Here is a 13,551-nt window from a genome sequence, read left to right on the forward strand (position 1 = left end):
AAAACAGAGAAAAACGATTTTTCTGTCGCACAATCCCTCTCTGACGTGTTAAAATAAACCATAATACGTTCGGCAGAAAGAGGGAATCGAGTATGAAATATGCCTACAAAAATGGAAAAATTTTAAACGGAACGAAAGAGATGCAGGTCCAGAACGGTCTCACGATTCTGACGGAGGGAGAAAACATCACGGCGATTGTCCCGGAAGAGACGAGACTTTCCGGTTATACAGAGGTAGATCTGCAGGGAAAATACATCATGCCCGGTCTGATCAACATGCATGTCCACCTCGCGGGCAATGGAAAACCGCAGAAGAAGCAGCGCGACAATGCAAAACTCGTCAAAACCCTGATGAGCAACGGTATTTCCCGCGCTATCGCCTACCGCATGGTGGCAGGATTTGCAAAAGACGAGTTACTGAGCGGTGTCACTACGATCCGCACCGTCGGAGGGCTTGGAACTTTCGATACGCGGCTGCGCGATGAAATTAAAGCCGGAAAAAAGACAGGCCCGAGAATCCTTGCCGCAAATGAGGGAATCTCCGTACCGGGCGGACACATGGCAGGATCCGTAGCCATCGCAGCGGAGAGCATCGACGCGGCCGTCGCCCATGTGGAGGAGGCAAAACGCGAGAACGTCAACCTGATCAAGCTGATGATCACCGGCGGCGTGCTCGATGCGAAAGAAAAAGGCGTCCCGGGCGAACTCAAAATGGAACCGGAGATGGTAAAAGCCGTCTGCGACAAAGCCCATGCGCTCGGCTATCAGGTCGCTGCCCATGTCGAATCGCCGCAGGGAGTCCGCGTGGCGCTGGAAAACGGTGTGGATTCCATCGAACACGGTGCAAAAATGGACGAAGATATGATCCGCCTGTTTAAAGAAAAGAAAGCATTTCTCTGCACCACGCTGTCACCGGCACTCCCATACGCGCTGTTCGACCGCTCCATCACCAATGCAACAGAAGTGGAGCAGTTCAATGGAAACGTAGTATTTGAGGGAATTATCGACTGTGCGAAAAAAGCCATCGCCAACGACATCCCCGTTGTCCTTGGAAACGACGTCGGATGCCCGTGGATTACCCAGTACGACTTCTGGCGGGAACTCTTTTATTTCCATAAATATGTCGGTGTTTCCAATACATTCGCACTTTACACCGCAACCGCCCGCGCCGCCGAGATGGCAGGAATCGGAGCCAAAACCGGAACGATCGAGCCGGGAAAATGCGCGGACTTCATCGTCACCGCAAAGAATCCGCTCGAAAACCTCCGCGCTCTGCGCCAGATCGAAATGGTTGTCGCGAAGGGAAGAAAAATCGACCATCCGCAGGTAAAACGTAATCCGGTCGTGACGGCGGAGCTGGATAAATTTCTGGTGGATTAAAAACAGGATGGAGAAGACAAACAAGATGGAAGAAACGAAAGAAACACAGGAAAGCTTACAGCGAAAAAGAGAACAGGCCCTGCAGCGGCTCCACAGGGAGCGGACAGAAGAAGCCCTGTGGGACTGTGTTACTGCGTATCAGGATTTTGAGTTCCATACGTATTCCGGCCTGCCGTATTCCTACCATATGAAATACGGCAGAAGCGGCACCTATACAAAAGAGCTCTGGATCAACCGCAGAGAAAAAAGCAAAAGTCTTGTCTGGAGTTCCGTCCGGAGTGCATATCAGAAAGTGCTGGAATTACAGCAGGAGAACGAAAGACCGGTTGTCGAGCGCCCGAAAGCGCTGGGCGATATCCGTGGAATTACGTATATTTACGGCATCTTTTACGAGTTTGCCCTGCTGGAAATGCCGGAAAAAGCAAAAGAAAAAATTGCTCTGCAGACAGCAGGACAAAAATCGCCGGAAAAATAAATTTTCCGCCCATACAGGTCTTGACAACCACGCATTGGGTGATATAATCTAAAACTATCGGGAGCCAAAAAGCACCGAACACAAAAAACAAAGCGTAGAAGAGACAAGTAAATCACAGCGAATGTGACAGAGAGAAACCCCGTTTTGTGGTGCAAGGGTTTTAACAGGAACGTGATCGAAGACCAGCTCTGAGCGGCCCCAATCCGGCCCGGTGATTCCGTTATCGTCAAATGAAGTGGTTTGAAAAAACAAAATGGGTGGAACCGCGGTGAATGAAAATACATCGTCCCTTTTGACAGCATAAGCGTGTCAGAAGGGACTTTTTTGTTGCTGTAAAAAGTATAAAAATCCTGAAACACGCTTGCGAAAAATATACAAAGAAAGAGGTAAAGCAAATGATCATCACACTGAAAGATGGAAGTACCAAAGAGTACTCCGAACCGAAATCCATCATTGAGATCGCAGCAGACATCAGCGAAGGCCTTGCAAGAATGGCCTGTGCAGGTGAAGTAAACGGCGAAGTAGAAGACCTTCGTACCGTGATCGACAAAGACTGTAATCTTTCCATTCTGACCTTCAACGATGAAGGCGGAAAAGCAGCATTCCGTCACACTACATCCCATATTATGGCACAGGCAATCAAGAGACTGTACCCGGAGACAAAGCTTGCAATCGGACCGTCCATCGCAGACGGATTCTACTACGATGTAGACAGAGAAACTCCGCTCACCAGCGAGGATCTTGAGAAAATCGAAGCAGAGATGAAGAAAATCGTAAAAGAGGATCTGAAACTGGAGCGCTTCGAACTGCCGAGAGCAGAAGCCATTGCCTTCATGAAAGAAAAAGAAGAGCCGTACAAAGTAGAACTGATCGAAGATCTGCCGGAAGACGCAGTCATCAGCTTCTATCGCCAGGGTGAATTTACGGATCTGTGCGCAGGCCCTCATCTGATGAGCACAAAGCCGGTCAAAGCCTTCAAACTGACCAGCCTTGCAGGCGCATACTGGAGAGGCAGCGAGAAAAACAAGATGCTGCAGAGAATCTACGGAACTGCATTCACAAAGAAAGCAGAGCTCGAAGAGTACCTCCATATGATCGAAGAAGCAAAGAAACGTGACCACAGAAAACTCGGAAAAGAACTTGGTCTGTTTATGATGAGTGAGGACGGCCCGGGATTCCCGTTCTTCCTTCCAAAAGGAATGGATCTGAAAAATGCGCTGATGGATTACTGGCGTGAAATCCACAGAAAAGCAGGATACGTAGAAATCTCTACCCCGATCATCCTGAACCGTCGTCTGTGGGAGACCTCCGGTCACTGGGATCACTACAAAGAAAACATGTATACCACCGTCATCGACGATGAAGATTATGCAATCAAACCGATGAACTGCCCGGGCGGCGTTCTCGTGTACAAATCCGAGCCGCGTTCCTACCGTGATCTGCCGCTGCGTCTGGCAGAGGTTGGCCTGGTACATCGTCATGAGAAATCCGGCCAGCTGCACGGTCTGATGCGTGTACGCTGCTTCAACCAGGACGATGCCCATATCTTCATGACACCGGAGCAGATCAAAGATGAAATCAAGGGCGTTGCAAACCTGATTGACCAGGTTTACAAACTGTTCGGATTCAAATATCACGTAGAGCTGTCCACCCGTCCGGAAGACAGCATGGGAAGCGATGAGGACTGGGAGGTAGCAACCGAAGGACTCCGCGGAGCACTCGATGACCTTGGACTTGACTACGTAGTCAACGAAGGCGACGGCGCATTCTACGGACCAAAGATCGACTTCCATCTGGAAGACTCCATCGGAAGAACCTGGCAGTGCGGTACCATTCAGCTTGACTTCCAGCTGCCGCAGAGATTCGAACTGGAATACACAGGAGCTGACGGCGAGAAACATCGTCCGATCATGATCCACCGTGTTGTTTACGGTTCCGTTGAGCGTTTCATCGGAATCCTGATCGAGCACTTCGCAGGTGCATTCCCGACCTGGCTTGCACCGGTACAGGTAAAGGTTCTGCCAATCTCCGACAAATACGCAGATTACGGCAAAAAAGTTCTCGATGCCCTTCATGAGGCAGGCATCCGCGCAGAGATGGATACCCGTTCCGAGAAGATCGGATACAAGATCCGTGAGGCACAGGGACAGAAGATCCCGTACATGCTGATCGCCGGAGCAAAAGAGGAAGAGGCAGGTCTTGTATCTGTCAGAAGCCGTTTTGCAGGTGATGAAGGCCAGAGAAGCCTGGAGCAGTTTATCGCAGATATCAAAGAAGAAATCGCAAGCCGCGTAAACCGCCCGGTTACTGTTGAAACAAAAGAAAATAAATAAGAACAAACATTTTGAATCCATGCGAAAGCAGGAAATGATTCGGAATGCATAAAAAATTACCTTCTGGAAATAATGGTTTCTATGCGGGCGAAACCGCAGAAAACTAAATTTCAGGAGGTAATTTATTATGCCAGCATTAAGTTGTTCCGCTATGACCTGTGTTTACAACCAGAACGAGCTCTGTTCCAAAGGAGATATCCGCGTAGGCGGAAGCGGAGCCAAAAGCTCCATGGAAACGTGCTGCGAGAGCTTCAAGGAGCGCGGTGAGGGCACGATGTCCAACTCCACCGGCTGCGGCTGTACGAAAATCGGTGTCAACTGTAAGGCGCAGAACTGTACCTTTAACGACAACTGTAAATGCGAAGCCGGAGACATCCATATCTCCGGAGACAGCGCATGCAGCTGCCAGGAAACCGAGTGCAGCTCCTTCCGCTGTGGCTGCGGGAAATAAATACGAAAAAATGCGAAAATCAGTATTGACAACAGGATGGGAGAGTGCTATACTGCAATAGTCTGAGAAAAAGAAAGTAGAGTATCCACTCTCACCCTAGCGCAAACACGCGACTACGGTCCAATATTGATCTTAAGTTCTCTTTGTGTAGAGATTTATGTACAATGTTAAGTGGATAGTCTGTCTATCCACTTTTCTTTTGGTTAAACCGCAAAAGCGGGCAACACAGTCTTTTATAATGATGGAGGTGCACTACAATTAGCGAATTAATGATTAACGAGCAGATCAGAGACAGAGAAATTCGTCTGATCGGTCAGAACGGAGAACAGCTTGGTATCATGTCTGCCAGAGATGCGTACCTGAAAGCACAGGAAGCAGGTCTGGATCTTGTGAAAATTGCTCCGACAGCGAAACCGCCGGTTTGCAAAATTATCGACTACGGAAAGTACAGATATGAACTGGCCCGCAAGGAAAAAGAAGCAAAGAAAAAACAGAAAACAATTGAAATCAAGGAAGTTCGCCTTTCTCCAAACATTGACACCAATGATCTTAATACCAAAGTAGGTGCAGCCCGTAAGTTCATTACAAAGGGAGACAAAGTAAAAGTAACACTTCGTTTCCGCGGCCGTGAGATGGCACATATGAACAGCAGCAAATACATCCTCGATGAATTTGCAGAGAGTCTGTCCGATATTGCAACGGTTGACAAAGCGCCGAAGGTGGAAGGCAGAAGCATGACCATGTTTTTGACGGCTAAACGTTAAAATACATTTGAATCAATATCAAGGAGGAAATTAAAATGCCAAAGGTAAAAACAAGCAGAGCAGCTGCAAAGCGTTTTAAAACAACAGGAACAGGAAAATTAGTAAGAAATAAAGCTTACAAGAGCCATATCTTAACCAAGAAATCTCAGAAGAGAAAAAGAAACCTGAGAAAACAGACTACTGTTGATGCAACAAACGTAAAGAACATGAAGAAAATCTTACCTTACATGTAATTTTTGCAAGGTAGAGTTACGCCCAACAGATCAAGGAGGAAAATAAGAAATGGCAAGAATTAAAGGCGGCATGAACGCTAAGAAAAAACATAACAGAGTATTAAAACTGGCTAAAGGTTACAGAGGAGCCAGAAGCAAACAGTATAGAGTAGCAAAACAGTCCGTAATGCGCGCACTGACCAGCTCCTACGCAGGAAGAAAACAGAAAAAACGTCAGTTCCGTCAGCTGTGGATCGCTCGTATCAACGCAGCAGCAAGAATGAACGGTCTGTCCTACAGCAAATTTATGTCTGGTCTGAAACTGGCAGGCGTTGAGCTGAACCGTAAAGTTCTGGCTGACATGGCAGTTAACGATGCAGAAGGATTTGCAACACTGGCTGAGCTTGCAAAAAGCAAAGTAGCATAAGTAAAAACATATTCTGTGTGAATATACGAAGAAGCTGTGAGAACCGGTAAGGGGATCGCAGCTTCTTTTGAAATATAGAAAAACATGAGGTGAATATGGAAAAAAGCAAAGTGGCAGTGGTTGCCTGTCCCGACTATGAGCCGGCGCGCGTAAAGGAAAGCCTGCAAAAGGGATTGGAAGCAATTGGCGGCCTGGAATCTCTGATCGGAAAAGAAGAAAATATCTTATTAAAACCGAACCTCGTCCGCTCCGCAAAACGCGAACGCGCCGTCGTGACCGACCCGGAAGTCATGGATGCCCTGATCACGATTTTGCAGGAAAATGGCTATGAGAATATTTCCTGCGGCGATTCCTGCGGCCTTGGCACCCCGGAGGGCATTGCAAAGGAAGCCGGGCTGAAAGAGGTGCTGGAAAAACACAACGTTCCGCTGAAGGATTTCCTTACGAGCGAGCGCGTAGAAACCGCCGACGGCAAATTTCTGATGATCGCGAAAGACGCTCTCGACTGTGATGCCCTCATCAGCGTCAGCAAAATGAAAACCCACGCGCTGGAACGCATCACCGGAGCCGTCAAGAACCAGTACGGCTGCATCAGCGGCGTCTACAAAAAACTCGGCCACACGCAGTATCCGAACGCTGAGAGCTTCGCACACATGCTGATCGAGCTGAACCAGAAAGTCGCCCCGCGCCTCTATATCTGCGACGGCATCGTAGCAATGGAAGGCAATGGTCCGACTTCCGGCGATCCGGTTTCGATGGGAGTTCTTCTTATATCCACCGATCCGATCGCACTGGATACCGTATTCTGCCATCTGGTGGATCTCGATCCGTCGTATGTGCCGACAAATCTCTACGGGGAAACGCTCGGTCTTGGAACGTGGCACGACGACCGCATCGAAATCGTGACAGCGGATGATAACATATCCGAGGAAGAACTGAAAAGAAAGTACGGAAATCCAAACTTCAACGTCGACCGCCGCAAAGCCCGCAAAAAAGGAGCCCTCGACCTGCTCGAGATCCTCGGGGTATTCCAGAGCCGCCCCTATATCATAGAAGAAAAATGTAAAAAATGCGGCGTCTGCGTCGAGAGCTGCCCGGTGGAAGGGAAAGCCGTCCGCTTTGATAACGGCCGCAGAAATCCGCCGGTCTACGATTATAAAAAGTGCATCCGCTGTTTCTGCTGTCAGGAAATGTGCCCGCATCAGGCAATCCAGGTAAAGAAACACCGTCTGCCGTGGGGAAAATAAGGGAGCTATCCTACAAAGTGACTGGAAAAGCAAAAAGAGAAGTGTTATACTTGAAACCGGACAAAATTTAGTACAGGAGGAACAACACCATGGAATTAGAAACTTTAAGAAGTGATATGATAGCAGCAATGAAAGCCAAAGACAAAGCGAGAAAAGAGGCCATCTCTTCCCTGATCTCCGCAGCCAAGAAGGTTGCTATTGACGAGGGCTGCCGCGATGACATCAAACCGGAAATGGTAGACCGCGTCATCTTAAAAGAGCTGAAGACCGTAAAAGAGCAGATCGATACCTGCCCGGCATCCCGTGAGGACTTAAAAGCAGAGTATCAGTTCCGCTATGACGTCATCAGCGAGTATGCACCGAAACAGATGAGTGCAGACGAAGTCAAAGCTTACATCCAGGAGAAATTCGCAGACGTTCTGGCAACCAAAAACAAAGGTGCCATCATGAAGGCTGTTATGGCAGATATGAAAGGTAAAGCAGACGGAAAAGTCATCAACCAGACCGTTGCAGAACTGTGCAAATGAATATCATCAACATCGAACACATCAGCAAACTGTTCGGCGATAAACTGATTTTTGACGATGCCTCCTTCGGCCTGCAGGAGGGCGACAAGGTCGGCATCGTCGGAATCAACGGAACCGGAAAATCCACGCTGCTGCGCATGGTGGCAGGAGAGGAGACACCGGATTCCGGCCAGATTATCCGCCAGAACAACCTCAAAATGGCCTATCTTCCGCAGACACCGGAATTTCCGAAGGATGCCACCGTGCTGTCCTACGCCCTTTCCGGCGATGAGGAGGACTGGCAGGTGCAGAGCAACCTTGTACAGCTCGGTATCACCGAATACGACGCAAAACTCGACACCCTCTCGGGCGGCCAGCGCCGCAAGGTTGCTCTGGCAAAAGTGCTTGCGTCCGATTTTGACGTCCTGATCCTCGACGAGCCGACAAACCATCTCGACAATGCGATGCTCTCCTGGCTTGAGGATTACCTGAAAAATTACCGCGGAACCGTCTTTATGGTCACCCATGACCGTTATTTCCTGGATAAAGTGTCGAACCGCATCCTCGAAATCAGCCACGGAAAAATGTACAGCTACGATTCCAACTATTCCCGTTTTCTGGAACTGAAAGCTGAGCGCGAGGAGATGGAACTCGCCTCTGAACGGAAACGCCAGAGCATCCTGCGCATGGAACTCGAATGGGCGAAACGCGGCTGCCGCGCAAGAAGCACAAAACAGCGCGCCAGACTCGACCGTCTCGAAGCACTCAAAAATGGCACAGCACCGACCGCAGACGCTGTCGTGGAGATGGATGCTGTCGAGACCCGCATGGGAAAGAAAACGATTGAATTCCATAACGTCAGCAAAGCCTTCGGCGATAAAACGCTGATGAAAGATTTCGAATACATCTTCCTGCGGAACCAGAGTGTCGGCATCATTGGCCCGAACGGCTGCGGAAAATCCACAATGCTGCGGATGATCACCGGAGAAGTCCTGCCGGATGCGGGAACCATCGAAATCGGCGACACGATCCGCATCGGCTATCTGGCACAGGAAGAGCCGGACATGGATACGAATCAGCGCGTGATCGACTACGTGAAAGATATCGCTGAGTATGTCCAGACCCGTGACGGCCGCATCAGCGCATCGCAGATGCTCGAACGCTTCCTGTTCACACCGGATATGCAGTACACCCCGATTTCCAAACTCTCCGGAGGCGAAAAACGGAGACTGTATCTCTTATCCGTCCTGGTGAGCGGCGCCAATGTTCTGATCCTCGACGAGCCGTCCAACAACGTTGATATCCCGACCCTTACCGTGCTTGAGGATTTCCTGAACACGTTCGTCGGCATCGTCATCACCGTTTCCCACGACCGCTATTTCCTGGATAACGTCGTGGACCGCATCTTCGAATTCGACGGAAACGGAAATCTTCTGCAGTACGAGGGCGGCTACACCGATTACCTCGAAGCAAAAGAACGCCGTTTCGGCGGAAGTGCGGAAGAAACGGCAAAAGCAGCGCCGTCCAAAACGTCCGCGGACGAAACTGCAAAGCCAAAGAACAACGACTGGAAGCAGAACCGTCCGACCCGCCTGAAATTTACGTTCAAAGAACAGCGCGAGTACGAGACCATCGATGACGATATCGCCGCACTCGAGGAAAAGATTGCATCGCTTGACGATCAGATGCTCAAAAACGCCACCAATTCTGCAAAGCTCGCCGAACTGATGGCGGAAAAAGAGAAGACCGAAGCTGCTCTGGAAGAAAAAACCGAGAGATGGGTTTATCTCACCGACCTCGCAGAACAGATTGAGGCGCAGAATCAGAAATAAAAGAAGCAAAGGAACTGTCCGCAGAAGAGAAAAAAATACGCGGGCCGTTCCTTCTTTTTTTATCGAGAAATTCGACGCGGAATTACCAGAAGTTGTAAAAAACTTGTATTTTTCCCTGAACACCCACAGAAAATCTGGACAGAATGCCCAATCGGTGTTATAATTCAGACACTGGACATAGTGGCATTGCCATGCCCTTATCCGGGTTTTTCGAAGCGCGGAGGCAACCGAAACCCGGCAGAACACCAACCTGAGAAAAGCCAAAGTAATTTTTGGTCATCATTTTTTAAGGAGGATAAAATCAAATGGCTAGAAAGATGAAAACCATGGATGGTAACCAGGCTGCAGCACATGCGTCTTATGCGTATACCGACGTAGCAGCTATTTACCCAATTACCCCTTCATCCGTTATGGCGGAGCATACCGATGAGTGGGCAACCCAGGGAAGAAAGAACATTTTCGGACAGGAAGTTCAGGTAACTGAGATGCAGTCTGAGGCAGGAGCAGCAGGTGCAGTACACGGATCACTGGCAGCCGGAGCTCTTACCACAACCTACACCGCATCCCAGGGACTTCTTCTGATGATCCCGAACCTTTATAAAATTGCCGGCGAGCAGCTCCCGGGCGTATTCAACGTATCCGCTCGTGCCCTTGCAAGCCACGCACTTTCCATCTTCGGAGATCATTCAGATGTTTACGCCTGTCGTCAGACCGGAGTCGCAATGCTCTGCGAATCCAGCGTACAGGAGGTTATGGACCTGACACCGGTTGCACACTGTGCAGCACTGAAAGGTAAAGTTCCATTCATCAACTTCTTCGATGGATTCCGTACCTCCCACGAGATTCAGAAAATCGAGACATGGGATTACGAAGATCTGAAAGACATGGTAGATATGGATGCAGTAGATGCATTCCGTAAACATGCCCTGAACCCGAACCATCCGTGCCAGAGAGGATCCGCACAGAACCCGGATATCTTCTTCCAGGCAAGAGAAGCATGTAACCCATACTACGATGCTCTTCCGGCAATCGTACAGGAGTACATGGACAAAGTAAACGAGAAAATCGGAACCGATTACAAACTGTTCAACTACTATGGAGCAGCAGACGCTGAGCACGTAATCATCGCTATGGGTTCTGTCTGCGATACCATCGAGGAGACCATCGATTACCTCGTAGCAGCAGGCAAGAAAGTCGGCGTTGTAAAGGTACGTCTGTACCGTCCGTTCTCCGCAGAAGCACTCATCAATGCAATTCCGGAGACTGTAAAACAGATTTCCGTTCTGGACAGAACAAAAGAGCCGGGATCTCTTGGCGAGCCTCTGTACCTGGACGTAGTAGCAGCATTAAAAGGCAGCAAATTCGAGAGAACACCGGTATTCACAGGCCGTTACGGACTTGGTTCCAAAGACACCACACCGGCTCAGATCGTTGCTGTATATGAAAATACAGAAAAACAGAGATTTACCATTGGTATCGTAGATGATGTTACCAATCTGTCTCTGCCGGTTGGCGCTCCTCTGGTAACAACTCCGGAAGGAACCATCAACTGCAAATTCTGGGGACTTGGCGCAGACGGTACCGTAGGTGCAAACAAGAACTCCATCAAGATCATCGGTGACAACACAGACATGTACGCACAGGCTTACTTCGACTATGACTCCAAGAAGTCCGGCGGTGTAACCATGTCCCACCTGCGTTTCGGAAAGAAACCGATCAAATCCACATACCTGATCCACAAAGCAAACTTTGTTGCATGCCACAATCCTTCCTATGTGAACAAATATCACATGGTAGAAGAGCTGGTAGACGGAGGAACCTTCCTTCTGAACTGCCCATGGGATGAAGCAGGCCTTGAAGAGCATCTGCCGGGACAGGTAAAAGCATTCATCGCAAACCACAACATCAAATTCTATGTCATCGACGGCGTTAAGATCGGTATCGAGACCGGCATGGGACCGACCCGTATCAACACCATTCTTCAGTCTGCATTCTTCAAGCTTGCGAAGATCATTCCGGAAGAAAAAGCCATCGAACTCATGAAAGCAGCAGCAAAAGCTACATACGGCCGTAAAGGTGATGACGTCGTAGCGAAGAACTGGGCAGCTATCGATGAGGGTGCAAAACAGATCAAGGAAGTTGCAGTTCCGGAAAGCTGGAAAGATGCAGCAGACGAAGGTCTGACCACAACTCACGCAGAGAGCGGCCGCGCTGACGCTGTTAAATTCGTAAATACCATCCAGGCAAAAGTAACTTCCCAGGAAGGAAACAACCTGCCTGTATCCGCATTTACAGACTACGTAGACGGAACAACTCCGTCCGGCACATCCGCATACGAGAAACGTGGTATCGCCGTAAACGTACCGGTATGGAATCCGGAAAACTGTATCCAGTGTAACAGATGTTCCTTCGTCTGCCCGCACGCTGTTATCCGTCCGGTTGCCATGACCGCAGAAGAAGCAGCAGCAGCTCCGGAAGGCATCCAGACCATGCCGATGACCGGTATGCCGGACTACACCTTCACAATGGCTATTTCCCAGCTTGACTGTACCGGATGTGGTTCCTGTGCAAACGTATGCCCGGGCAAGAAGGGTGTGAAAGCACTGGCTATGGAAAGCCTTGCAGCACACGAAGCAGAGCAGAAATACTTCGATTATGCAGCAGCTCTTCCGGAGAAGACAGACGTTGTAGCAAAATTCAAAGAGAATACCGTAAAGGGCAGCCAGTTCAAGAAACCGCTGCTTGAGTTCTCCGGCGCATGCGCAGGCTGCGGCGAGACTCCTTACGCAAAACTGATCACCCAGCTGTTTGGTGACAGAATGTACATTGCAAACGCAACAGGATGCTCCTCTATCTGGGGTAACTCCTCACCGTCCACTCCTTACACCGTAAACGAGAAAGGACAGGGCCCGGCCTGGTCCAACTCCCTGTTCGAGGACAACGCAGAGTTCGGTTATGGTATGCTTCTCGCTCAGAAAGCAATCCGCGGCGGCCTGAAAGCCAAAGTTGAGGATGTTATGAACTCTGAGAAAGCTCCGGAAGAAGTAAAAGCAGCATGCAAAGAGTATCTGGATACCTTTGACTGCGGCGCTACCAATGGAACCGCAACCGATAAACTCGTAGAAGCAATCAAAGATGCTGACTGCGATACCTGCAGAGAAATCGTGAAGAACAAAGACTTCCTCGCTAAGAAATCCCAGTGGATCTTCGGTGGTGACGGATGGGCTTACGATATCGGATTCGGCGGCGTAGACCACGTACTTGCCAGCGGAAAAGATATCAACGTAATGGTATTCGATACCGAGGTTTACTCCAACACAGGCGGACAGTCCTCCAAAGCTACTCCGACCGGTGCAGTTGCACAGTTCGCAGCAGGCGGTAAAGAAACCAAGAAGAAAGATATGGCAAGCATCGCAATGAGCTATGGCTATGTATACGTAGCACAGATCGCTATGGGTGCTGATTACAACCAGGCAGTCAAAGCAATCGCAGAGGCTGAGGCATATCCGGGACCGTCCCTCATTATCGCTTACGCTCCATGTATCAACCATGGTATCAAGAAAGGTATGAGCAAAGCACAGACCGAGGAACAGCTTGCTGTTCAGACCGGATACTGGCATTGCTTCCGCTTCAACCCGGCACTCGCTGCAGAAGGCAAGAGCGCATTCACACTGGATTCCAAGGCTCCGTCAGGAGATTATCAGGAATTCCTGAACGGCGAGGTACGTTACAACTCTCTGAAACGTGCAAACCCGGCGAAAGCAGAAAGACTGTTCGGCAAGAACGAGCAGGAAGCAAAAGACCGTTACACTTACCTGAACAAACTCGTAAAACTGTACGGCGCAGAAGAGTAATTCTTTCGTTCAGATTACTCCAAACCTGTAACATAAACCCTCGGGCGGTACGTATTGCCGCCGCCTGAGCA

General features: G+C 49.5%; 11 protein-coding genes. All 11 read left to right on the plus strand.

The features are described from left to right. Window positions 1-92: 92 nt before the first annotated feature. Window positions 93-1,379: an amidohydrolase family protein gene (locus tag ACY2VT_RS06680; protein WP_461879345.1), complete on the plus strand. Its 1,287-nt coding sequence runs from the start codon at window positions 93-95 to the stop codon at window positions 1,377-1,379. Window positions 1,380-1,386: 7 nt separating this feature from the next. After that, complete coding sequence (locus ACY2VT_RS06685) at window positions 1,387-1,854, plus strand: hypothetical protein (RefSeq protein WP_461879346.1); 468 nt, start codon at window positions 1,387-1,389, stop codon at window positions 1,852-1,854. A 395-nt stretch (window positions 1,855-2,249) separates the two neighbouring features. After that, complete coding sequence (gene thrS, locus ACY2VT_RS06690; protein WP_118741562.1) at window positions 2,250-4,187, plus strand: threonine--tRNA ligase; 1,938 nt, start codon at window positions 2,250-2,252, stop codon at window positions 4,185-4,187. 127 nt (window positions 4,188-4,314) lie between these two features. Next, on the plus strand, window positions 4,315-4,638 hold the full coding sequence (locus ACY2VT_RS06695; RefSeq protein ID WP_461879347.1) for a DUF1540 domain-containing protein: 324 nt from the start codon (window positions 4,315-4,317) through the stop codon (window positions 4,636-4,638). Window positions 4,639-4,907: 269 nt separating this feature from the next. After that, entirely contained in the window at window positions 4,908-5,402 is a 495-nt protein-coding gene (infC, locus tag ACY2VT_RS06700) for a translation initiation factor IF-3 (RefSeq protein ID WP_022461743.1), read from the plus strand. Between the two features lie 35 nt (window positions 5,403-5,437). After that, window positions 5,438-5,635 (plus strand): 50S ribosomal protein L35, encoded by a 198-nt coding sequence (rpmI, locus tag ACY2VT_RS06705; protein WP_022461742.1) that lies wholly within the window; start codon window positions 5,438-5,440, stop codon window positions 5,633-5,635. 49 nt (window positions 5,636-5,684) lie between these two features. Beyond that, entirely contained in the window at window positions 5,685-6,041 is a 357-nt protein-coding gene (gene rplT / locus ACY2VT_RS06710) for a 50S ribosomal protein L20 (RefSeq protein WP_461879348.1), read from the plus strand. A gap of 95 nt (window positions 6,042-6,136) precedes the next feature. Then, the gene (locus ACY2VT_RS06715) at window positions 6,137-7,288 is read left to right on the plus strand and encodes a DUF362 domain-containing protein (RefSeq protein WP_461879349.1); all 1,152 of its coding nucleotides are present in this window, start codon (window positions 6,137-6,139) and stop codon (window positions 7,286-7,288) included. Window positions 7,289-7,377: 89 nt separating this feature from the next. Beyond that, the gene (locus ACY2VT_RS06720) at window positions 7,378-7,815 is read left to right on the plus strand and encodes a GatB/YqeY domain-containing protein (RefSeq protein ID WP_461879350.1); all 438 of its coding nucleotides are present in this window, start codon (window positions 7,378-7,380) and stop codon (window positions 7,813-7,815) included. Next, window positions 7,812-9,626 carry an ABC-F family ATP-binding cassette domain-containing protein gene (locus tag ACY2VT_RS06725; RefSeq protein WP_461879351.1) on the plus strand — a complete coding sequence of 605 codons (1,815 nt, stop codon included), beginning with the start codon at window positions 7,812-7,814 and terminating at the stop codon, window positions 9,624-9,626. Before ACY2VT_RS06720 ends, ACY2VT_RS06725 begins: the two co-directional genes overlap by 4 nt. Before the next feature lie 305 nt (window positions 9,627-9,931). Beyond that, window positions 9,932-13,480, plus strand: coding sequence for a pyruvate:ferredoxin (flavodoxin) oxidoreductase (nifJ, locus tag ACY2VT_RS06730; protein WP_461879352.1), 3,549 nt, complete (start codon window positions 9,932-9,934; stop codon window positions 13,478-13,480). The last annotated feature ends 71 nt before the right edge of the window (window positions 13,481-13,551 follow it).

This window comes from Fusicatenibacter sp., assembly GCF_050872605.1.
Lineage (GTDB): Bacteria > Bacillota > Clostridia > Lachnospirales > Lachnospiraceae > Fusicatenibacter.